The 20,518-nt window shown below is 65.2% G+C and carries 21 protein-coding genes; 12 read left to right on the plus strand and 9 right to left on the minus strand.

Annotation, left to right across the window (positions count from 1 at the left end):
• The first annotated feature begins 14 nt into the window (after positions 1–14).
• From hutG to RO07_RS13300, 7 genes are all read left to right on the plus strand, one after another.
• Entirely contained in the window at positions 15–977 is a 963-nt protein-coding gene (gene hutG, locus RO07_RS13275) for a formimidoylglutamase (protein ID WP_052267281.1), read from the plus strand.
• Positions 978–1,396: 419 nt separating this feature from the next.
• Positions 1,397–2,359, plus strand: coding sequence for a LysR family transcriptional regulator (locus tag RO07_RS13280; RefSeq protein WP_039411288.1), 963 nt, complete (start codon positions 1,397–1,399; stop codon positions 2,357–2,359).
• Positions 2,360–2,507: 148 nt separating this feature from the next.
• Positions 2,508–3,512 carry an ABC transporter substrate-binding protein gene (locus tag RO07_RS13285; RefSeq protein WP_039411289.1) on the plus strand — a complete coding sequence of 335 codons (1,005 nt, stop codon included), beginning with the start codon at positions 2,508–2,510 and terminating at the stop codon, positions 3,510–3,512.
• The gene (locus RO07_RS26010) at positions 3,488–3,646 is read left to right on the plus strand and encodes a hypothetical protein (protein WP_157118207.1); all 159 of its coding nucleotides are present in this window, start codon (positions 3,488–3,490) and stop codon (positions 3,644–3,646) included. Before RO07_RS13285 ends, RO07_RS26010 begins: the two co-directional genes overlap by 25 nt.
• 11 nt (positions 3,647–3,657) lie before the next feature.
• Complete coding sequence (locus tag RO07_RS13290) at positions 3,658–4,425, plus strand: ABC transporter permease (protein ID WP_039411291.1); 768 nt, start codon at positions 3,658–3,660, stop codon at positions 4,423–4,425.
• Between the two features lie 59 nt (positions 4,426–4,484).
• Positions 4,485–5,252 carry an ABC transporter ATP-binding protein gene (locus RO07_RS13295; RefSeq protein ID WP_039415405.1) on the plus strand — a complete coding sequence of 256 codons (768 nt, stop codon included), beginning with the start codon at positions 4,485–4,487 and terminating at the stop codon, positions 5,250–5,252.
• A gap of 73 nt (positions 5,253–5,325) precedes the next feature.
• Positions 5,326–6,654 carry an NAD(P)/FAD-dependent oxidoreductase gene (locus tag RO07_RS13300; protein ID WP_039411293.1) on the plus strand — a complete coding sequence of 443 codons (1,329 nt, stop codon included), beginning with the start codon at positions 5,326–5,328 and terminating at the stop codon, positions 6,652–6,654.
• A 76-nt stretch (positions 6,655–6,730) separates the two neighbouring features.
• On the opposite strand, the gene RO07_RS13305 is transcribed toward RO07_RS13300, so the two are convergent.
• The 3 genes from RO07_RS13305 to RO07_RS13315 are packed head-to-tail and all read right to left on the minus strand — an operon-like array spanning position 6,731 to position 11,430.
• Positions 6,731–8,095, minus strand: a complete 1,365-nt coding sequence (locus tag RO07_RS13305; protein WP_039411295.1) for a di-heme oxidoreductase family protein — start codon at positions 8,093–8,095, stop codon at positions 6,731–6,733.
• Complete coding sequence (locus RO07_RS13310) at positions 8,083–9,444, minus strand: ABC transporter substrate-binding protein (RefSeq protein ID WP_084072601.1); 1,362 nt, start codon at positions 9,442–9,444, stop codon at positions 8,083–8,085. The genes RO07_RS13305 and RO07_RS13310 overlap by 13 nt, the downstream gene beginning before the upstream one ends.
• A 12-nt stretch (positions 9,445–9,456) precedes the next feature.
• On the minus strand, positions 9,457–11,430 hold the full coding sequence (locus RO07_RS13315) for a TonB-dependent receptor plug domain-containing protein (RefSeq protein ID WP_052267283.1): 1,974 nt from the start codon (positions 11,428–11,430) through the stop codon (positions 9,457–9,459).
• A gap of 529 nt (positions 11,431–11,959) precedes the next feature.
• Here RO07_RS13315 and RO07_RS13320 point away from each other — a divergent pair.
• The gene (locus tag RO07_RS13320; protein WP_039411299.1) at positions 11,960–12,379 is read left to right on the plus strand and encodes an organic hydroperoxide resistance protein; all 420 of its coding nucleotides are present in this window, start codon (positions 11,960–11,962) and stop codon (positions 12,377–12,379) included.
• Between the two features lie 60 nt (positions 12,380–12,439).
• On the opposite strand, the gene RO07_RS13325 is transcribed toward RO07_RS13320, so the two are convergent.
• The 4 genes from RO07_RS13325 to RO07_RS13335 are packed head-to-tail and all read right to left on the minus strand — an operon-like array spanning position 12,440 to position 15,058.
• Positions 12,440–13,789 (minus strand): ATP-binding protein, encoded by a 1,350-nt coding sequence (locus RO07_RS13325; RefSeq protein WP_039411300.1) that lies wholly within the window; start codon positions 13,787–13,789, stop codon positions 12,440–12,442.
• On the minus strand, positions 13,786–14,526 hold the full coding sequence (locus RO07_RS13330; RefSeq protein WP_039411301.1) for a response regulator: 741 nt from the start codon (positions 14,524–14,526) through the stop codon (positions 13,786–13,788). Before RO07_RS13330 ends, RO07_RS13325 begins: the two co-directional genes overlap by 4 nt.
• A gap of 8 nt (positions 14,527–14,534) precedes the next feature.
• Positions 14,535–14,690 (minus strand): hypothetical protein, encoded by a 156-nt coding sequence (locus tag RO07_RS26310; protein WP_167369437.1) that lies wholly within the window; start codon positions 14,688–14,690, stop codon positions 14,535–14,537.
• The gene (locus RO07_RS13335; protein WP_039411302.1) at positions 14,687–15,058 is read right to left on the minus strand and encodes a GFA family protein; all 372 of its coding nucleotides are present in this window, start codon (positions 15,056–15,058) and stop codon (positions 14,687–14,689) included. The genes RO07_RS26310 and RO07_RS13335 overlap by 4 nt, the downstream gene beginning before the upstream one ends.
• A gap of 242 nt (positions 15,059–15,300) precedes the next feature.
• Between RO07_RS13335 and RO07_RS13340 the strand changes: the two genes are divergently transcribed.
• Positions 15,301–15,828 (plus strand): thioredoxin family protein, encoded by a 528-nt coding sequence (locus RO07_RS13340; protein ID WP_039411304.1) that lies wholly within the window; start codon positions 15,301–15,303, stop codon positions 15,826–15,828.
• An 18-nt stretch (positions 15,829–15,846) separates the two neighbouring features.
• On the opposite strand, the gene RO07_RS13345 is transcribed toward RO07_RS13340, so the two are convergent.
• Together RO07_RS13345 and RO07_RS13350 are read right to left on the minus strand one after the other, a co-directional pair.
• Positions 15,847–16,287: an Rrf2 family transcriptional regulator gene (locus RO07_RS13345; RefSeq protein ID WP_039411306.1), complete on the minus strand. Its 441-nt coding sequence runs from the start codon at positions 16,285–16,287 to the stop codon at positions 15,847–15,849.
• Positions 16,288–16,294: 7 nt separating this feature from the next.
• Positions 16,295–16,987, minus strand: coding sequence for a class I SAM-dependent methyltransferase (locus RO07_RS13350; protein WP_039411308.1), 693 nt, complete (start codon positions 16,985–16,987; stop codon positions 16,295–16,297).
• Between the two features lie 214 nt (positions 16,988–17,201).
• On the opposite strand from RO07_RS13350, the gene RO07_RS13355 reads away from it, so the two are divergent.
• The 3 genes from RO07_RS13355 to RO07_RS13365 all read left to right on the plus strand — a co-directional run bounded on the left by RO07_RS13355 (position 17,202) and on the right by RO07_RS13365 (position 20,431).
• Positions 17,202–18,824 carry a hypothetical protein gene (locus tag RO07_RS13355; protein WP_052267284.1) on the plus strand — a complete coding sequence of 541 codons (1,623 nt, stop codon included), beginning with the start codon at positions 17,202–17,204 and terminating at the stop codon, positions 18,822–18,824.
• Between the two features lie 476 nt (positions 18,825–19,300).
• Positions 19,301–19,804, plus strand: a complete 504-nt coding sequence (locus RO07_RS13360; RefSeq protein ID WP_039411310.1) for an inclusion body family protein — start codon at positions 19,301–19,303, stop codon at positions 19,802–19,804.
• 75 nt (positions 19,805–19,879) lie between these two features.
• A complete protein-coding gene (locus RO07_RS13365; RefSeq protein ID WP_052267285.1) occupies positions 19,880–20,431 on the plus strand; it encodes an AidA/PixA family protein in 552 nt (183 codons plus the stop codon).
• Positions 20,432–20,518: the final 87 nt, after the last annotated feature.

Consider the following 20,518-nt stretch of genomic DNA (forward strand, 5'->3'; position numbering starts at 1 on the left):
CAGGAGACGCCGTCATGGCAACGCAACTCCAGTCCCTCCCCGCGGACGCCACGATCTGGCGCGGCCGTACGGATACGGGCGAGCGCGGCGACACCCGCCGTCTGTTCAACGTGGTACGCGAAATCGATCCGCGTATCGAGGCAGCGACCGGCGGTGCGCCGGTCATCATCGGCTTCGCTTGCGACGCCGGCGTCAAGCGCAATCAGGGACGCGTCGGCGCCGCCGAAGGTCCGCTCGCGATCCGGCGCGCGCTGGCGAATCTGCCGGCGCACACCATTGACTGTCTGTTCGACGCGGGCGACGTGTCATGCGAAGGCGATGCGCTCGAAGTCGCGCAAGCAGCGCTCGCGGCGCAGGTGCGGCGCCAGCTCGACGCCGGCGCACAGCCGGTGGTGTTCGGCGGCGGTCACGAAATCGCCTGGGGCACGTGGCAAGGCCTGCGCGCACATCTCGATGCCCTCGGCGACCGCTCGCGCGTTCTGATTCTCAACCTCGACGCACACTTCGATCTGCGCACGGCACGCCCCGGCACCTCGGGCACGCCCTTCGACCAGATCGCCGAAGCATGCGCGACGGCGGGACTGCCGTTCGACTACGCGTGCCTCGGCGTAAGCCGACTGAGCAATACTGCGTCGCTGTTCGAGCGCGCTCGCGAGCTGAACGTGACGTACGTGGAAGACGTCGATATGCAGGAGCACGACCTCGCCGCACGCCTCGCGGACATCGATGCGCTGATCGCCGATGTCGCTCACGTCTACCTGACGATCGATCTCGACGTGCTGCCCGCCCCCGTCATGCCGGGCGTTTCCGCGCCTGCCGCCTATGGCGTGCCGATGCCAGTGATCGAGGCCATCGTCACGCACGTGCGACGCTCAGGCAAGCTCCGAGTGGCCGATCTCGCCGAATACAACCCGCTATTCGACGGGCAAGGCACAGGCGCGCGCGTGGCTGCCCGGCTTGCTTATCGGCTGCTCTGATCCTCAGTCGGGACATCATTCTGCGTCCCGATAGTTCCGCTTCTCGCTTCTCGCTCCCCGCCTCACCCACTTCCCACCCCCGCAGTCAGACGGAGCGGGGACCCTTTCCGCCTCTCAAACAGTAACCCAACTCGATTCGGAAAGGGCCCCCGCTCCGTCCCTCTCCACTCCCTATGTACCTCCCAGCAACACCTCCTCCCCCTCGCATTTCAACCGCCAAGACATACATCGTCTTGCAGGCGATTATCTCGGTCGAATTCTCGCGCTCTAATACAAAGTATTAGTTTTTCTTAATTTGTTTTCGTTTTTGGCACTTCCATCCCTACAATTCACGGAAATTCTTATATCGATACTTCGCAACGACGCAGGGAAGCGATTTTCACTACCTGACACGCGTTGCCAGGACCGGAGACAGGCCGATGAAAAAACGCGCAGACCTCGACGTCCGATCGCTACGGATCTTCGAGGCCGTGGCGTCCGCAGGCAGCCTGTCCGGCGCAGCCGAAGCGCTCGGCGTCACCCAGTCAGCCATCTCGCAAGCCATCGCCCAGATTGAACAGACGGTCGGCACGCGCGTCCTCGATCGCACGCGACGACCACTCAAACTCACCCCCGCCGGACTCGCCCTATCTCGCCACGCACGCCAGATCGTGGACGACATGGACCGCCTCATCGCCCAAGTGCAAGACGCCGATGTCGCCAGCCGCGCCGCCGTGCGCGTCGGCATGATCGATTCCTTCGCCGCCACCGTGGGACCGTCGATCGTGCGACAGATGTCCGACAGCACCAGCGAACTGCTGCTCTGGTCGGGTCTGGCAAACGGCCACGCACAAGCACTGCTCGCCCGCCAACTCGACCTGATCGTCACCAGCGACCCCATGCACGACATGGAACGCCTGGTGCGCCGGCCGATCTTCACCGAACCATTCATCGTCGTCGTGCCCAAGGCGCGCGAAGCCGAACTCGCACAGGCCGATCTGAGCGAACTGATTCGCTCGATACCGCTCATCCGCTTCTCAGGCCGCTCGCACTTCGGCGCCGTGATCGAACGACATCTGCGCCGCACCGGCCACTCGCCGCGCATGCATCTGGAGATCGACACGTCGGACGTGGTGATGTCGATGGTGGCCGCCGACCTCGGCTTCACGATCGCCACGCCACTGTGTCTGTTGCAAGGGCGCGCCTCGCTGCCGCAGGTGGCAGCGCTACCGCTGCCCGGCCCCGCACTGTCACGCACGATCTACCAGGTCTCGCGCGAAGGCGAAATCTCGGAGATGGCGTCGCAGTGCTTTCTCGCCGGACGACTGGCACTGGCGCAGGAAGCCTTTCCGGAGCTGCGCCGCCTCATGCCGTGGCTCGGCGAGCGGCTCGCACTGTGCTGAGTCCCCGCCACCTCGGCGATTCCCGAATTCGTCTGGCCATCACCGATCGATTGCCAGATCCCTGCCCCGGGCGCAGGGCCAGATGAGCCTCACCCGAAGCGCGCCCAATGTTCCAAGCAAATAACACAGAGCCAACCAGGAGACACGCATGAACCTTTCTCGACGCCAATTCCTCCACACCAGCGCCGCCATGTCGGCCATCGCCGCCGCCAGCGGCCTGTCGCTGCCGGGCATCGCCCGCGCCGCCGATGCCACCACGGTGCAGTACGGCGGCTCGGCATGGCTGGGCCACTATCCGGCCTATCTCGCCATGAAGTCGGGCGCTTTCACCGCCGCCGGCATCGACCAGCAGTGGCAGTCGTTCGGCACGTCGTCCGCACGGATGAGCGCCGTGCTCTCGGGCGGCATCGATATCGCCTGCACGGGCATCGTCTCGGCACTCGCATTGATGGCGCGCGGCTCCAAGCATTTTTCGATCGTGGCTGTGCCGGAGAGCTTCGGCCGCGTGGAAGGCCTCTTCGTGCGCGAAGGCGTGAACTCGCTGCAGGATCTCAAAGGCAAGAAGCTGGGCGTGACGTTCGCCTCGAGCGCGCATCTGCTGGTGCTCGACCTGCTCGGCAACGCCGGCCTGTCGAACGACGTGACCGTGCTGAACGTGCCCGCTCCGGAACTGCCCGGCGCCATCCAGTCGGGCCAGATCGACGCGGCCGCCGCCTGGACGCCGCAATTCAACCGGATCCGCGCGATGTCGGGCATGAAGCTGCTCGCCGACGACACGCAGTTCTCGCTGTACAAGAAGTACAACGTCACGCCGGGTCCGGACGTGCTGATCGTGCGCAACGCCTGGGCGGAGAAGAACGGCGACGCGGTGCGCAAGTACCTGAAGGTGTATTTCGACGCTTGCCAGACGCTGCGCGACAAACCGGATGAAGCCGCGCGCACGCTGATCGCACTCACGGGCATGTCGGCCCTCGACCAGATCGAAACGATCAAGGGCGCCGAATGGTACAGCCTCGCGCAACAGACGCAACTGCTCAAGTCGCCCGGCAGCTATGTCGATGGCCTGCAGCGTCTCGCGGAAATGCTGGTGACGTACAAGCAGATCGACAAGGCGCCGGCAGTGCGTCAATGGATCAACACGTCGTATCTGTAAGCCCCGCGGTTATCGCCGGTTTCGCCGGTTTCGCCGGTTTCGCCGGTTTCGCCGGTTTCGCCGGTTTCGCCGGTTTCGCCGGTTTCGCCGGTTATCGCCCGTGCGCCGGCGCGCGCGTGCCGGTGCAGGTTTGAGGAGTCTGATCGTGAATCATCGTCAACCGTCTCGCGCCACGTTGCTCGGCGTGGGGCTCGCTTCCGTCGTCGTCTTCCTGCTCGCCTGGGAAGCGGCCTGCCGTTCGGGGCTCATCGACCCCCTGTTCCTGCCGCCACCGTCGGCTGTGGGCGAGCGCATCGTCGCCATGCTGGCCAACGGCTCGCTGCTGGCAAACGTGCTCGCCTCCACCCGCCGCGTGATGACGGGCTTCATTGCCGCAACGGTCGTGGCGATCCCGCTCGGCATCGTGCTCGGTACGTCGAGCTATGCGCGCGCCGCCTTCGATCCGATTCTGTCGTTCCTGCGCCCGCTGCCGTCGATGAGCTGGATTCCGCTTTCGCTGCTGTGGTTCGGCATCTCGGAGACGCAGAAGTACAGCATCGTGTTCATGGGGACGTTTGCCCCGGCGCTCGTCTACGTGATCGAAGCCACCCGCAACGTGGATCCGCTGCTCATTCGCGCCGCGAAGAACCTCGGCGCGAGCCGGTGGCAGGTGATGCGCGAGGTCATTCTGCCGGCGAGCCTGCCGCAGATTCTGTCGGGTCTGAAGATCATTCTCGGCCTGTCGTGGACGTGCGTGATCTCGGCGGAACTCGTCGCCGCACGTGAAGGTTTGGGCTTCCTCATCATGAACGGCAAGGAGTTCTTCCAGACCGAGGTCGTCGTGCTCGGCATGGTGATGATCAGTGTCACCGTGCTGGTGACGGATATCGTGTTTCGCGCCATCGAGCGCAAGGTGTTGGGGTGGCAGGCATGAACGATCGCATCGAGTCGCACGTGGGCGTGCAGTCCGCGGCGCAAGGCAAGGCTGAAACGATGATCGCCATCGACGGCGTGTCGAAGCGCTACGGCGATTTTCAGGCGCTAGAGCGCGTGGACATGAACATCGCGCGCGGCGAATTCGTGGTGCTGCTGGGCGCTTCGGGTTGCGGCAAATCGACGCTGCTCAACCTGATCACGGGCTTCGACGAACCCACCACGGGCCGCATTCGCGTGAATGGCCGCGAGGTGAAGGGCATCGACCCGCACTGCGGCATGGTCTTCCAGCAGTACGCGCTGTTTCCCTGGCTGAGCGTGCTCGATAACGTGGCGTTCGGCCTGAAGATGAAAGGCGTGGACAAGCCCACGCGCTATGCCACCGCACGACGCTATATCGAGATGGTCGGGCTGAAGGGCTTCGAGGATCGGTACCCGAAGGCGCTCTCCGGCGGCATGCGCCAGCGCGTCTCGATTGCCCGCGTGCTGGCCAATGACCCGGATGTGATTCTGCTCGACGAACCCTTCGCCGCGCTCGACGCCATGACGCGTCAGGTGCTGCAGGAAGAACTGCTGCAGATCTATCAGAAGAGCGGCAAGACGATCGTCTTCATTACGCACTCCATCGACGAAGCCCTGATGCTGTCGACGCGCATGGTGATCATGAGCGCGCGCCCGGGCCGCGTCGCGTGCGATCTGCCGAACGATCTGCCCATGCCGCGCGACGCACAGGTCCAGCTCTCGCCGCGCTACAACGAACTCAAGTCGCAAATCTGGAACACCGTGCAGACCGAAGTGATGCGCAGCCTGGAGAACCAGGCCGCCTGACGCTCGCCATGCCGGCAACGCCGGCGATCGGTGTCGCATCACCGAGCGCGCCCACGCCCTGCAATTCAACATCATGTCCAATCAAGTCACCTCTTCCCGCCCCGTGCGGGACACTTTCCCCGTGTATCAGGCGGGGGCCGGCTGGAACGCCCTGCTGCCGCCCCGCGTGCCGCACACGAAGGCGCCGTTGGCGCGCAGTTTCGACGTCATCGTCATCGGCGCGGGGTTCACCGGCCTGGCGGCCGCCCGCCGGGTGGCAGAGCTACGCCCCGAAACGAACGTGCTGGTGATCGATGCGACCACGGTCGGCAACGGCTCGGCCGGGCGCAATTCGGGCTTCCTCATCAACCTGCCTCACAACACCGGCATGGGCGGCCACGGCAGTCCGGTGGAAGTCGCGCGCAAGCAGATCCATCTCTATGACCTCGGCCTGAAGTGGTTGCATGAACTCGTGCGGACACACGGGATCGATTGCGGCTGGAACCCGGTCGGCAAGTATCACGCGGCAGCCACCCGCGACGGAGAGCAACGCCTGCGCGACACGCTCGCGCAATATCGCGAGTGGGGCGTGACCTATCGGGAACTATCGCGCGACGCACTGCAAAGCGAGATCGGCACGGACTACTACGGCTACGGGTATCACTCGGACAACAACGTGTTCGTGCAGCCGGCCGCGCTCGTGCGCGGGCTGGCCGACACGCTGCCGGCCAATGTCCGCCTGTGGGAGGACGAGCCGGTACTCTCGCTCGACGGCACGGGACCATTCACCGTAACGACGCCCAACGCCACGTTGAGCGCCCCGCAGGTGATCGTCGCCAACAACGGCTTCGCCCGCAAGCTCGGCCTCGCACGCGATCGCGTGTTCACGATCTACACTTACGCGGCAATGACGCCGGTGCTGGCCGCCGAGGAACTCGCCAAGCTCGGTCCCGCGCGCGAATGGGGCGTGATTCCCGCCAACCGGCTCGGCACTACGCTGCGCAAGACGCTCGGCGGACGCTTCGTCGTTCGCAGCGCGTATTCGTATGAGAAGGAACGCCCGATGGCCGACGTCGACGCCATGTTGACGGACGCGTACCGCCGCCGTTACCCGCACATGGCAACGCACAGATTCGAGCATGTCTGGGGCGGAGTCACCGCCCTCACGCGCAATGGCGCACTGTACTTCGGCGAAATTCGCCGAGGGCTGTTCGCGTCGCTGGGCTGCAACGGCGCCGGCGTACTCAAGGGCAGCATGTTCGGCAAGTTGCTCGGCGAGATGGCATGCGGACAGCAGTCCCCGGAACTGGCCGACGCGCTGGGCTTCGAGCGCCCAACCTGGCTGCCGCCGGAGCCGATCCGGCGCCTGGCCATCGTGTCCGCGATCCAGTATCAGAAGCATCGCGCCGGGCTGGAACGGTAAGCGGCAAGCTCGAACCGGCGCGCAAAGGGGGGCCGCGGCGCGCCACGGACAAGTGGGCCAGCGGCGTCTCCTCGACTCACAGCGACATCAGGAATCGCAGAAGATCCGCGCGCGCCTGCGGCGACATGGCACGAAAGCGTTCGCGCGAAACGCGTGCTTCGCCGCCGTGCCAGAGAATCGCTTCCTGCAGCGTGCGCGCGCGGCCATCGTGCAGAAACGTTGCGTCGGGATTGACGTGCACCGCGAGCCCCAAACCCCACAGCGGCGGCGTGCGCCAGTCGCGCGGTCCGGCAAGGAAGTCGGGACGACCATCGGCGAGTCCCGTCCCCATGTCGTGCAACAGCATGTCCGTGTAAGGCGCAATGTCGCGATTCGCCATCGCCGCCAGCGGCGGGAACGCGCCTGTCCGCAACACTGACACATGGCACGCGGCACATCCAGCCTGCGCAAATCCGCGCTCGCCGCGCATGACCCGAGGGTCGTCGACGTCGCGACGCGCAGGAACCTCGAGTGTTCTCTGGAAATACTCGACGGCGTCGAGTTGAGCGTCCGTCAGATCGGGTTGGCCGTCGGTGGGCGCGGCGCGGCATGCCGTCTGTACCGCCGGACAGGATTTTGTCGGATAGACCGTCGACGTGACGCCCAGATCGCCCACGAACGCACTGGCGATCTGCTGCCGTATCGTCGGCTGGTTCGCCTTCCAGCCGAAGCGTCCGACGACCTGACGTTTCGCCGTCGCGTCCCATACGCGGTTGACCTTGCCACGCACGCCGTCGGGCAGGCGTCGAGCGGCCAGCGCATGCAGCGTGCCGTCGTCCACGGCTTCCAGCCAGCCAAGGCCATACACCGGCGAACCAACGCGCGCCGAGGTCATCGTGCCGTGTCCCAGCGAGCCGAAGGCCAGATCGGTAAAGCGCAATTGCGGCACCCGCAGCGTGACGATCTCGCCGCCGGCGAGGCTCTCGCTGCGCGTCGTGTAATGCACGCGCACCTGCCCTTCGGCGGGCACGCCGGGAATGGCCTTGTCGCCCAACTGATCGCCGTAGTCGGGATGCTCGCGCGGCGCACCTGTGGCCGTCTTGCCCGGCACGCTCAGGCGCACCAGTAACCCGTGCGGCGCCTCGTCCGGCCCTACCGGTGCGTTGCCGCGCCCGAACTTCACGTGACAAGCGATGCAGGAAATCTGGTTGTAGACGGGGCCCAGCCCCGCGATCCGACGCTCGGATGACGGGTAGACCACCCAACTCTGACGAAAGAGCGCTCGCCCCTCGGCAAACTGCGTGAGAGACGCGCCCTCCTCACTCGCGAACGCCATCGGCTGGCCGAATGCCTCGCGCGTCACCGGCACACCCGCCGTCTGCGCGCCTGCGTGAGACGACAGCATGCCACTTAGCAGCGCTGCGCCCAGACGGGTGCGCCATCGCACGCTCAATCCAGACATGTCGCCTCTTCGGAAAGCCACTGCCGCACCTGCGACGTCCGCGCCTCGAGCGCCGACGCCCAAACGGCTTCGTACGCGTCGGCTCGCGCACCGGCCTCGGCGTCATTGCGTCGCCGGTCGAATGTCTTGCGCAACGAGATATCGGATGCCGTCGCGGCGTCGATCGGCGCCTGCGTCAGCAACGCGCGAGCCTTTGCGAGACAACGACCGTCCGCCGCCTGTGTTGCCTGGCGATCGTTCAATTCGTGCCAGCGCGTCCAGAGCGCCGTCAGTTCGGCCTTGCGTTGCGTCACGAAGACGTCGAAGAGCGCGTTGTCCAATGCGTAGCGAGACAGCCCGAGCGTTTCCTCGTATGTGGCGCCCGCCGTCGCGGCGTTGGCGGCAAATGGGTCGTGAGTCCCCCTGGGCGCATCGCGATAGACACTCGGGCGCACTGGCAACTTGCGCACATCGGGCGCAAACAGCAGCCGCTGCCCCTCGTCGGAGAGCACGAACGCGACGAACGAGCGGGCAGCGTCGAGATGCCGGGTATCGCGCAGGATGCCGATGTGTGCCGGCGAGTAGCCCGTGCCCGGCGGGTAGAGGAAGGCGAGCGGCGCACCGTTGGCGATGGCCGAGCTGGCGAAGAAATCGATCGTTACCGCTATCGAGAGCGGCGCCCGCATGCCTTGCGACAGACTCGCGAACGCCCCGCCCGTCTGTGCGAACACAAAGTTCGCCCCGGCCTCGGAGAGCAACGCCCATCCGCTGTCCCACCCCTCGGACTGCAATATCACGTCGAGCAATGTCGGTGCGAAACCGACGCGGCTCGGCACGGGAAACAGCACGTGGCCGCGATAGCGCGGATGCGTCAGGTCCTGCCACGTCCGCGGCGCAGGCAGCCCTTGCCGGGCCAGTGTGGCAGGGTCGATCATGAAGCCGAACCCCGCAATCTCGGAGGCGACGAAGCGCCCCTCGGGGTCGGAGATCCGAAACTTGCCCACATGCGACGGCAATCCGCTCAGATCGACGTCGAGCTTGCGCAGCGAGCCCTCTTGCGCCAGATCCGCGAAGTTGCGCACGGCAGGCGACCAATACACATCGACGCCGCCTTGCGCGGGACCTTGCAGGAAATCGTAGGCGTCCCGATGCTGCCGCCAGAGAACCTGCAGGGCGATCTCGGGATGCCTGCGCTCGAACGCCCGCTCGAACGTCGCCACCACCTCCTCGGGGTAACTCGTCAACACGGTCAGCGTTTCGCGTGGCGCCGATACCGCCGCACCGGACATTGCCGCCAATACCCACGCGGCGGCGGCATGGCGGACGAAACGAGTCCACTTTCCCCACCCCTTCATGGCTTGTGCTCGCATCGCTTGTCTCCGTCAGAACGCATAGTTCACGTTGACGTAATAGTTGCGCCCCGCCTCCGGATACCCTTCGGTGTAAGCGTAGTTGCGGTCGAAGATGTTGCGCACGCCAAACTCGGCCGTCACGTTGCGCACAACCTTCCACGCGAGCTTCGCGTTGGCGATGCCGAAACCGGCGGCAACGCGACGGCCGTCGCTCGAACTCACGCGCGACGAGGTGAACTCGGTGTCGCCGCTCAACGCCACCGCCGACGTGATACTCCACTTGCCATAGAGGAAAAGCTTGTGACGGGGTGCGTCGGTCAGCACGATCGACGGATCACTGCGGTTCTGCCGGTTCAGGTACGTGTAATTGCCGCCGACTTCCACGCTGTCGCCGATCTGGCTGTTGAGCGAAACCTCGACCCCCTGCGCCACCACATGGCCCACGTTCTGCATCTGCGTGCACGGCGGGTTGCTGCATGCACTCGCCGGAATCGATGCGCCCTGAATCAGATTGCGGATATCGCTGTAGAACAGGTTCACGGTCCCGGTGGTGCCCGGTGCGATGCTTTCGCTGTAGCCGAGCTCGACGTTGGTCGCGCGCTCTGGCTTGAGGCCGGCGTTCGGAATGGCGGTCCCCATGCGGTACGAATAGCGGTCCTTGATCGTCGGAAAACGGCTCTTCTCCGCCACGCCCAGGTGCACCTTGCCAGTAGGCGACGTCTTGTAGACGAAGCCGATCTGCGGATTCCAGGCGTCGACGTTGTCCTTCGGGAAATCGATGAGCTGGTTGGACGCGCTCACGTTTTCGGCGCGGCGCGCGATGCGCCGGTCGTAGCTCACCCCCGCCTGCGCGGAGAACCGGTCGGTGAACTCGTGCGTGTCTTCGAGACCGAACGACAGCGTCGTGTCCTCGAAATGCTGGTCCGGCTTGCCTGGATTGATCTCGTGATGGAAATCGTTCTTCACATGGGCGGCGAATTTCAGCGTATTGGCGCTGAAGAGCTTCGTACCGACTTCGGCGCTCGCGCCCCACGTATGGTCGTCATAGGACGAGTTCGACGAAGTCTTCTTCAACTGGGTCGAATACGTCGCATCGTCGTACATGCTCAGGGCATTCTTGTACCGATCGTAGTAAGCGCGCAGCTTCACGTAGCTGTCGTCGCCCAGTTGGGTACGCGAGATGTAATACACGCTCTCCTTGTCCCAGTACGGCCAGCGCCAGTAGCGTGCGGTCTGGGTCGGGTCGGTGCCCGCGTACGGCGGGTTGCCCTTCGTGCCCTGCTGGTTGATGTAGTTCAGCGAGTACTCGTCCGTGGCGTTCGGCGTCAAACCGATCTTGAGGTTGATCTTGCGATCGCGATGGCTCGAATTGTTGCGACGGCCCGGCGCCTGCCCCGGCACACCCCTGAACGCGTCGGACAGCGTGTAGAAGTCGCGCTCCAGGTACGATCCGCTCGCCTGGATGTACCACATGCCCCGATTGCTGCCGAGGTTGAAGTTCCCCTGGTAGCCGTTGTTGGCGAACCGCCGGTCGAACATCAGGCCGCCGCCGATATTGCCTTCGAACTCGCTTTGCGGACGACGGCTCACCAGGTTCACCACGCCGCCCAGCGTGTTCGGCCCGGCGAGCACCGTGCTGTAGCCCTTCTGAACGTCGATGGCGCCGAGGTCGAACGTCGTGAAGCGCCCGAGGTCGACATAACCGTCGTACGACACGTACACCGGAATACCGTCGATGAGCAGCGGCACCTGGCGCATGTCGAAGCCGCGCACGTAGACCATCTCCTCGTTACGCGGGCCGACTTTCGAAATATTCACGCCGGGCAGCATGTCGAGCGCGGCGCCCACCGTCAACCGGCTCGCCTGCTCGATCTGTTCGGCGTCGAGCGTCTCCGTTCCGGCCGGGATTCGCTCGCCCCTGGCCGTCACGTCCACACGTCCCAGCTCAAACACAGGCTCTTCGGCGGCATAACCCGCCGTCGACGACACGGCGGCCGCCAACATCCACGGAAGCTTTCGCTTCGAAATCCGACTCATCGTACTGCGCACGGCTCCTGTCCCCTCTCAATCTTGTTGTTCGCTTCAATTTCCCAACGTTATATATTTATCTATATAACGATATCCGCACCAAATGCCTTACGCGACAAGGCGTTACAGAACCCTTCCGGGTCTGGGGCGGCAATCAGGGAACGATTTGCGTGAAACGCGGCTGCGCCGTTCGAAACAGACAACGGCGCAGCGAGTGTAGGGGAAAGTGAACGGCGTGGGAAGTCGATCGCGGCCTATGACGAACATTCAACAGCAGTGATACCACTTTTCGGGACAGTGGTCAGTGCTACGAAGCAATGTCTGTATCCCAGTGTATCCAGCGCGATGTCCGACAACCTCTGTTACCGGCGCCCCCCGGATCAGACACATCCGGGATACCTCCGCACGGTCAAATGCAGGAAGTCGATGCCACACCCGCCGGACTCCCCGGCACGGACATCGGTCAGCGCCGGCAGTCGGCGCATCTCACTGACAGAGGCTTCTCATGACCCAACTCGACAAGGTTCTTTACACCGGCCGCACCCACACCACCTCCGGCGGTCGCGACGGCACTGCGCGCAGCAACGACGGACGGCTCGACATCACCCTCTCCTCACCCGGCACGAGCGGCAGCGGCACAAACCCGGAGCAGTTGTCCGCCGCCGGCTGGTCGGCCTGTTTCATCGGCGCCATGGGACTGGCCGCGCAGGCGGGCAAGATCGCACTGCCCAAAGACCTGTCGGTCGATGCCGAAGTCGATCTCGGTCGCAATGAAGGCGGCTATGCGCTGCAGGCCCGTCTCTTCGTGAACCTGCCCGGCGTGCCGCACGACGTCGCACAAAGCCTCATCGATACGGCGCACGCCACCTGCCCGTACTCGAAGATGACGCGCGGCAATATCGGCGTGACCATCACGCTGGTCTGAAGCCGCTGCACGGCCGGCCCTTCGGGGCCGGTTCCGGTCCCCGGTCCATCACTTCTCGCCTCACGCCTTGAGCGTAAGCCGCGCCTCCAGTCCGCCCGCATCGCGATTGCGCAACGTGAGCGTGGCGTCCATCGCCTGCGCCAACTGTCGCGCAATGGCCAGCCCCAGCCCGGTACCGCCGGTATGACGATTGCGCGACGCTTCCAGCCGAACGAATGGCGCGAAAACCGCTTCGAGCATGTCGTCCGGGATGCCCGGTCCACCATCGCATACGATCACTTCGATGCCGCCCGGCGCTTGCGAGACCGTCACCCGCGCGTCGTCGCCATACTTGAGCGCGTTGTCGACGAGATTCCCGACGATGCGCCGCAGTGCCTGCGGGCGCGTCACGATGGGATGCCCGACCTTTCCCGTCAGCGCCACCGGCGAGCCCGCGTCCACATAGTCGCAGACGAGACTGTCGAGCAACGCATCGAGATCCACCTTGCGCGGCGCTTCGGACGTGCCATGCAGCGTGCGGGCGTACGTCACCCCCTCCTTGACGAGCGCCTCCATCTCGCGCAGATCCTGCTGCAGCCGCACCGCCGATGTCTGATCGTCCATCGTGTCGACGCGCAGACGCATCCGTGTGATGGGCGTCTGCAGATCGTGCGAAATGGCCGCCAGAATCTGCATGCGCTCGGCCATGTAACTACCGATGCGGTCCTGCATCGCGTTGAACGCCCGCGCGGCTCGAGCCACCTCCGACGGCCCGTCTTCGCGCAGTCGCTCCGCGCGCAGATCCGGACCCAACGTATCCGCGGCCTTCGCCAGCGCATCGAGCGGACGCGTCGCCACACGCACCGCGAGCCAGCAGCAAGCGCCGATGAGCAGCAATTGCACGACCAGCAAGGCTGGCAGCCAGCCCGAGAGCGGCAGCGTCGGTGTGGGGAAGACGTCGATGGTCAGCGGCGAGCCGTCGGTGAGGCGCAGATGCACCTGCAGGCGGTCGGGATCGTTCGGCACACTGTTGACCGTCAGCGGGTACGACACACCGATGGCGTCCTCGATGACGCGCGCGACCTGCGCGGCCAGGCCGGCGTCGGGATGGCCGCCGCTCACGCCCGATCCCAACTCGAAGCGATAGCTGCGACGCGCCAGCCGCGGCAGCCATTGCGCACGCTCGACCGCCGGAAGATGGTCGAGCAGCGCCACGGAGCTGGCCACTTCGCTCTCGATGTAGACGCTCATCATGTTCGACGTCACGCGGTTGCGCTCGGTCATCGTGAGCCAGAACGACAGCCCTTGCGCGAGCGCCAGCCCCAGAAAGAGGATCAGCGCCAGCCGGGCGAACAGCGAACGCGGCCAGCGCCAGCGTGAGGACCGCGGCGGTGCGGCATCCGCCGGCGTGGGCGTCCGGTTGGCCGTCATTGCGGCGCCGCCACCACGGTGACCGCCGCGCAGAAGACATAGCCCTCGTTGCGCAGCGTCTTGATGTAGCGCGGCTCGCGCGCGCCGTCGCCCAACCGTTGACGCAGGCGGCTCACGAGCAGATCGATCGAGCGATCAAAGGCGTCGGCCTGGCGGCCTTGCGTGAGGTTGAGCAACTGATCGCGCGTGAGCACGCGTTGCGGATGATCGAGCAGCACGCGCAGCAGCCGGTATTCGGCGCCGCTCAGCGCCACCTGCGTTCCCTCGCCATCAAGTAGATGCCGCGCCGTGGTATCGAGCTGCCATTCGCCGAACGCCAGAATCTCGGCGGTTTCGGTGATCTGCATGCCCGGCGGCAGCATGCGCGTGCGGCGCAGCACGGACTTGATGCGGGCGAGCAACTCACGCACCGCGAACGGCTTGGCGAGGTAATCGTCCGCCCCCATCTCCAGGCCGACGATACGATCGGTCTCCTCGCCGCGCGCGGTCAGCATGAGCACCGGCACCGCGCGGAACTTGCCCGCGCGCAACTCGCGGCACAGCACCAGGCCGTCGCCGCCGGGCAGCATCAGGTCGAGCACGATGAGGTCGGGCGCGCCGTCGGCCAGTACCGATCGCATCTCGCGGCCGTTCGCGGCCACGCTCACGCGCATGCCGTTCTTCTCGAGATAGTTGGCGAGCAGTTCCCGAATGCCGCGATCGTCGTCGACGATCAGCACATGATCGATTTTTTCCATGCGGACGATTATAGCGACGAGCGTTGCGACAAGCGGCCTCGCGAGCGTTCCGGCAACGAGGCGGCACGGCGTGCGGCAGGTACGAGCTCGCACTGCAGCGGATGCACGGCTTCCGCGCAAACCCCGCCCGCCAGAAAGGCGAGCAAACCCAGCAGGCGTCTCATGCCTCCTCCACGACGGAGAGTTGCCGACCGTCGGCGACCGTGGCCGGGAGCGCATACGGGTCGATCCCGTCGAGGCATCCGAGGTTCACCCGCCACATGCCGGGCGACGTGCGCGTGCCATGGAACGTATAGATGCCGCAGTGCCTGCAGAAATAGTGCCGCGCTACGCGGGTGTTGAACTGGTAGCAGGTCAACTCGTCCTGCCCCGACAGGATGCGCAGGTCGGCCTCGGGGAACGCGGGCGACATCAACGCACCTTTGCGGCGGCAAAGGCTGCAGTTGCAGCGGCTGGCCGGTTCCACGGGCGTTTTCACTTCGAAACGCACGGCCCCGCAGTGACAGGATCCTTGCAGCATGTCTGATGGCATTGGCGACTCCCGAGGTGTCTTCGCGCCGATGGCGCGATCGATGTCTGCTTTATAGCCCAAGTCGCCGGCACGTTTGTATCACCGTGTATCCGGCTCCCCCGGAGATACACAACGTTGCCGAAATGGGGGCTGGCACACACATGCCGGATACGCGTAGGCGGTGCAATACGAGCACGCACTCATTCGTCGTGCTCGTTCGTGATCATGCGTGATCACTTTGCTCACTCAAGGAGAACACTGCCATGCTGCCTCTGCTCAGAAGCGCCTTCGTCGCCCTCGCCCTCACCGGCCTTGCCGCCTGCACGCCGTCACAGGCCCGGCCGGCCAGCGGCGGCACGGCGCCGGAGTTCACCGGCATCGACACCTGGCTCAACAGTCCTCCGCTCACCCTGCAGCAACTGCGCGGCAAGGTCGTGCTGGTCGACTTCTGGACATACTCATGCATCAACTGCATCCACACGCTGCCACAGGTTCAGCGGTGGTATCAGAAGTACAAGGATCAGGGACTGGTCGTGGTGGGCGTGCATACGCCGGAGTACGCCTTCGAGCGCGACACCGGCAACGTGCGCGATGCGATCCGCCGCTTCGGCCTGACCTATCCGGTCGCGCAGGACAACCGCTACGCCACGTGGAAGGCTTACGGCAACCTCTACTGGCCGGCGTTCTACCTGGTCGACAAGTCGGGCAGGATCGTCTACACGCACTTCGGCGAAGGCGACTACGACAAGACCGAGGCCGCCATCAAGGCGCAACTGACCACCATGCCGTAGTTCGCACCGGCAGCGCGATCACACCGCCGTCGCCGGGTGCCGGCACAGGGCGTCGAAGCGCTGCGCGAGGTCGGCCAGCGAAATCGCGCCCAGGCGGGCGATCAACAACGCCTCGGCCTCTTGCAGCGCGTCCTCGAGCACGGCGTTGACCGCTCGTTCGACGGCGCATTCGGGGTTGTCGCTCTCGACGCCAATGGCAAAGAGGTGCGGACCGCCCACGGCGCGATGGATGTCGAGCAACGTCACCGCGCGCAGATCACAAGCGATCGACCAGCCGCCGCCGTGTCCCTTGTCGGAACGCACATAGCCAGCGTCGCGCAGACCGGCCATCGTGCGCCGCACGACCACGGCGTTGGTGCACAGCATCTGCGCGAGTTGTTCCGACGTAAACGGTGCGTCGTGCCGCGCCATGTGCAGCAGCACGTGCAGCATGCGCGAGAGACGGCTGTCGCTTCGCATCGCTATCTCAATCTCCGCGCGTCGCGCGGGTGAACCACGCGTGGATCAGACCGCTCTGGAAGCAGCGGATCGGGGTCTCGAAACCGCCCGCCGCGATGAGCGCTTCCACCGATTCCGGCGGCACCACCGCGACCTGCTCGCCATAGATGCTCCTCGCGCGCTCCCGCGCCTCGGGCGAGACCGACATCAGTTCGAACCAGAGCTCCAGCAAGCGACTTCCCGACGCCGACGTCATATCGCATGCGAGATCGGCGCTCACCAGATGACCGCCCGGGCGAAGTCGTCGAGCCATGTCGAGGAAGAAGCCCTGACGTGCCACGGGATCGGTAACGAACTGCGAGACGAGAATCGACGTCGCCCCATCGAACGGCGTCGACATGGGTAACGACGCAAGATAGCCGTGGTGAAACGTGCAGCGCGATGCAATACCCTGCGCCTCGGCCTTGGCCCGGAGTACGTCGAGCATGGCGCCCGACGGGTCCACGGCCGTGAAGCGCCAGCCGGGATGCCGCTGGGCGAGCGGGAGAATTTCCGCGCCAGTGCCCGCGCCCACGCATAGCACGCTGGCGCCGGCCGGCAGCGCCGCGAACGCCGCGTCGAGCACCAGCTGCAACGCCTCGCGCAACGGCGCAAGGCTGCGCCACGTCTCGTCATACGTGGCGGCTTGCTGATCGAACATCGCAATCGTGTCCTGAGTCATTCGGCGCATCTCCGATTTCTTGTAACTTTAAAAGTTTCATGATGACACGATGCATCGGTGTCCTGCAAGTGCGGCTGCGCCGGCACGCCGCGGACCCGCGTGTCCTATCGAAACTGACAGGGGTTGTTAAACATTGGCGTCTGACTGTCGTTAATGAAAGGAGTCGCCCGTAAATCCTTACCGGGCCTTTCCTCGCCAGACGACACGCCCCCCGATGACGTCCATCAACACCTTGTCGAACCTGCTCGCGGCCACGGCCGGCGGCATCGGTGCGAAGACCGCGCCGCTCGATACCCTGCCGCAGACCACACCGACGGCACAGACCACACAGGGCGTGCCCTCGAGCCCCCCGTCGTCCACCGTCGTTACGCTTTCGCAGACGCCCTCCGTCGCGAACTGGCCGACGTACAACCAGCCCCTCGCCAATGGCGCCACCTTGCTGTGGCAACAGGCACCGTCCGATCCACTGTCACTGCTGATGACGGGCAATGTCTCGACATCGGCATTGGGCAACCGTATCGAACAACTCGGCGCGCGACTGCTGAAAGCGATCGCCGGCGGCGCCACCTCGTATTCTCAAAGCGTGCTCCGTTCGACCTCGGCGACGCCGTCGTCGAGCACGGAACTCGCGGCACAGCAAACGCGCTTGCAGACGGCCGCCGACAACCAGTTCTCGCTGACGATCTCGACGGCAAGCGGCGCCCGGGTCAGTCTTCGCCTCGGCAGCAGCGACGACGGGCTGTCCGCACAGTTCGACGTCACGAAGGGCACGCTCACCGATGCCGAGCGCAGCGAACTGGGCAAGCTGGCCGGCGCGTTCCAGAGCGCCGTCGACGGCCTGGCCAAACAGCCGCCCGTGGTGGACTTCGGCGCGCTGAGCGGATTCGACACGGGCGTACTCACCTCCGTCGATATGTCGGCAACGCTCGGCGCCAACGGGAAGACGTCGCAGAGCATTTCGTTCCACGCCGACGCGACACAGCGTTCGATGTACGTCGACGGTGCGACAGGCAAGTTCGATGTGGCCGTCGATCTGACGAACCTCCAGGCAATCGGCAGCGCCAAGGCACAAGCCGACGCGCTCGACGCCTGGCTCACGCGCTTCGATACGGCGCAGACGCGAGGCAACGGCGACGCCAGTCTCATAGCGATGTTCAAAGGCGCGTTCACCGGCTTGAACAGCCATTATCCGAGTGCCCCGGCACTGCCACGCATCGCGCTGAACGCCGCGGACCGTTCGGTGCTGAGCGGGCTCGCGGATTTCAGTGCATCGATCGCGCAAACGCCGAAAGCGCCCAACCCGCTGCGGCCGAACGAGACCGACACCTTCTCGTACCGGATCTCGCAGCAAACGAAGATCGACGGCAAGGACCTCCTCAACCGCACCGTGCAGCAGGACACTCAGGCGACGCTGAGCGCAAGCTACCATCGTTCGCTGTGGGCAGGCGTGCCGCTCGAGCTCACGACGGATCCGAAGTCGCAGAACTACGAATTCCTGAAGGTGCAGGACACCGCGCGGAGCCATGTCGACATCGGCTATCGCGACGGTCTGCTCTCCCACGCCGTGTCCCGGCGCTCGGCCAGCCAGTCGACACAGGTCATGCGCTATGAGATGAACCGGCTGGTGAGCGACGTGACGACGCCCGCCAGCGCGTCGCAGACCGTCAACCTGATGGCGCTCCTGACTTCCGTGATGCGCAACGCCCCACCGGGCAACGCGAACGATGGCAACGACGACAGCATCGATGACTTCACTCGCAACGAGATCCGCCGACGCTCGGCGTTCGACATCGATCCAACGCATCTGAACGGCGGGAAGCAAACGGCGGCGGCCTGAGTCGCAGCGGGCCGGGGCGTTGCCGCAGAACGAGGCTCGCTCGAATCGGTGGCCGCGTCGCCGTCCTCGGCACGGCCCGATAGTCACGTACGGCAAGGCACGCAGCCCCCGAAAGTCGCATATGACACCGGTCGTGCCGAGCGCGAGTAACGCGCCGCCGATACCGCGCCAGGTTAGTGCCTTGGCTCCAATTTCCCGCTTGGTGCACCCCTCGCACTCCTTGCAACGTCAAGCCCTGCACGGCCTGGACCGGTGATGTCACCGATAGCGCGCCATCCTCGTGAGGTTGCCCCTCGTCTATCCACTTCCTAGGCTCGATCGGTGAAACGCGCTACGGCGTTTCACTCGCGGCCGGCATGGGTTATCGCCCGCGACTCCGGTGAAACGCCGGACGCTCGCGACGCTGGCAAGCCGCTGCCCCGGGGCCGTCGCATCCATGAACGACGGCATTCCATTCAGCCTTTGTGGAGAAACACATGTCGCAAATCACCGATGTACTGGTCAGCATCGATACGAAGACGATTGTCGACCGGTACGGCAAGAACCAGAGTCTGGCCAATCCGCCGCTCATCGACTTCAAGCATGTCTTCATGATCGTGACGCAGGACAATGTGGTCAGCGGCCAGGCGGGCGGCGAGCTTGACGTGGCCGCGGCCGTCGGCGACGTGATCCGGTGGCGGGAATGCTCGCTGTCGCTCGGCTTCGAGCAGTCGTGCATCTTCTACAAATTCATCGGCAACCAGGGCAACGACCTGATCTCGCCGCCCTCGCCCCGTGAAGCGGAAGTCACGATCCCGGTGCCGAATCCGCCCGATCCGACGAAACCGAAAAAGCAGATGTGCTCGAACTACTTCTGGTCGTGCGAGACGCTCAAGACCGGGCGCGTCACCTACCACTTCCAGTTCATGATCCTGGATCGCAAGGGGCAGTTGTGCGGCTGCTACCAGTGGGATCCGTTCATCACCATCCGCAACCACTGACCTCTCCGCGCCGCGATCCGGCCTCTGTGTCATCCCCGCGATCGCGGCGGCACCTGCCCACGGCAAGGACCTCTCATGGCTCACGCACACACTTGCGGCGCACAACCGGGGAGCGCCCCCGCTGTCGACATTCTGCTCGCGCTCGACACCATGACCTGGCTGGATCGCCACCCTCACGGCGACCCGGCGAGCACGCCTGTCGACGTCGAGCCGGACGCCTGCTACGGCCTCGCTTCCGGCAGCGGCCCCGAAGCTCCCCTGCGCGCCGGGAAGGCCGCGCATGTGCACGTCGACGCGCGACCGGGAGCGCGTCTACGACTGCGCTGGACACCGCTCGCGCTGCGCGGCGAGCACGCCGTCCTGCTTCAGCTTTCGCTGGGCGACGACGCCACGCTCGCCGATCTGCAATTGCACATCGACGAGCACGCCACGCGCTACGCGCCGCAAGCAGGCACGCCCGAGCGACCTGCATCGCGGCAAGCGCCGGACGCCTTCTGGCAAGCCGATGTCGTCGCTCCCGGCACCGTGTCCGTCGACGCCGAAGCGACCGTCACCGATCGCGACGCCCAGGTCATCGCCCGCTTCCGGTGGCCGCTGCGCATCGAGGTCGTCACCCCATCCATTTGAAAATCGAATGACATGCATTTTGATATTTAATTTGTCGATGCATGATCGGTTCGCTATCTTGTAGGTCGTTCCCCGCCGTTTCATCCC

Origin of the sequence: Pandoraea pulmonicola, assembly GCF_000815105.2 — a bacterium.
Lineage (GTDB): Bacteria > Pseudomonadota > Gammaproteobacteria > Burkholderiales > Burkholderiaceae > Pandoraea > Pandoraea pulmonicola.

Excerpts from the sequence above, each read along its gene's own strand:
- RO07_RS13325 (WP_039411300.1), bottom strand. The coding sequence starts at position 13,789 with ATGACGGCCAACCGGACGCCCACGCCGGCGGATGCCGCACCGCCGCGG.
- RO07_RS26010 (WP_157118207.1), top strand. The coding sequence starts at position 3,488 with ATGGATCAACACGTCGTATCTGTAAGCCCCGCGGTTATCGCCGGTTTC.
- RO07_RS13300 (WP_039411293.1), top strand. The coding sequence starts at position 5,326 with ATGTCCAATCAAGTCACCTCTTCCCGCCCCGTGCGGGACACTTTCCCC.
- RO07_RS26310 (WP_167369437.1), bottom strand. The coding sequence starts at position 14,690 with ATGAGACGCCTGCTGGGTTTGCTCGCCTTTCTGGCGGGCGGGGTTTGC.
- RO07_RS13280 (WP_039411288.1), top strand. The coding sequence starts at position 1,397 with ATGAAAAAACGCGCAGACCTCGACGTCCGATCGCTACGGATCTTCGAG.
- RO07_RS13285 (WP_039411289.1), top strand. The coding sequence starts at position 2,508 with ATGAACCTTTCTCGACGCCAATTCCTCCACACCAGCGCCGCCATGTCG.
- RO07_RS13335 (WP_039411302.1), bottom strand. The coding sequence starts at position 15,058 with ATGCCATCAGACATGCTGCAAGGATCCTGTCACTGCGGGGCCGTGCGT.
- RO07_RS13315 (WP_052267283.1), bottom strand. The coding sequence starts at position 11,430 with ATGTTGGCGGCCGCCGTGTCGTCGACGGCGGGTTATGCCGCCGAAGAG.
- RO07_RS13340 (WP_039411304.1), top strand. The coding sequence starts at position 15,301 with ATGCTGCCTCTGCTCAGAAGCGCCTTCGTCGCCCTCGCCCTCACCGGC.
- RO07_RS13310 (WP_084072601.1), bottom strand. The coding sequence starts at position 9,444 with ATGCGAGCACAAGCCATGAAGGGGTGGGGAAAGTGGACTCGTTTCGTC.
- RO07_RS13360 (WP_039411310.1), top strand. The coding sequence starts at position 19,301 with ATGTCGCAAATCACCGATGTACTGGTCAGCATCGATACGAAGACGATT.
- RO07_RS13345 (WP_039411306.1), bottom strand. The coding sequence starts at position 16,287 with ATGCGAAGCGACAGCCGTCTCTCGCGCATGCTGCACGTGCTGCTGCAC.
- hutG (WP_052267281.1), top strand. The coding sequence starts at position 15 with ATGGCAACGCAACTCCAGTCCCTCCCCGCGGACGCCACGATCTGGCGC.
- RO07_RS13355 (WP_052267284.1), top strand. The coding sequence starts at position 17,202 with ATGACGTCCATCAACACCTTGTCGAACCTGCTCGCGGCCACGGCCGGC.
- RO07_RS13305 (WP_039411295.1), bottom strand. The coding sequence starts at position 8,095 with ATGTCTGGATTGAGCGTGCGATGGCGCACCCGTCTGGGCGCAGCGCTG.
- RO07_RS13365 (WP_052267285.1), top strand. The coding sequence starts at position 19,880 with ATGGCTCACGCACACACTTGCGGCGCACAACCGGGGAGCGCCCCCGCT.
- RO07_RS13350 (WP_039411308.1), bottom strand. The coding sequence starts at position 16,987 with ATGACTCAGGACACGATTGCGATGTTCGATCAGCAAGCCGCCACGTAT.
- RO07_RS13295 (WP_039415405.1), top strand. The coding sequence starts at position 4,485 with ATGATCGCCATCGACGGCGTGTCGAAGCGCTACGGCGATTTTCAGGCG.
- RO07_RS13320 (WP_039411299.1), top strand. The coding sequence starts at position 11,960 with ATGACCCAACTCGACAAGGTTCTTTACACCGGCCGCACCCACACCACC.
- RO07_RS13330 (WP_039411301.1), bottom strand. The coding sequence starts at position 14,526 with ATGGAAAAAATCGATCATGTGCTGATCGTCGACGACGATCGCGGCATT.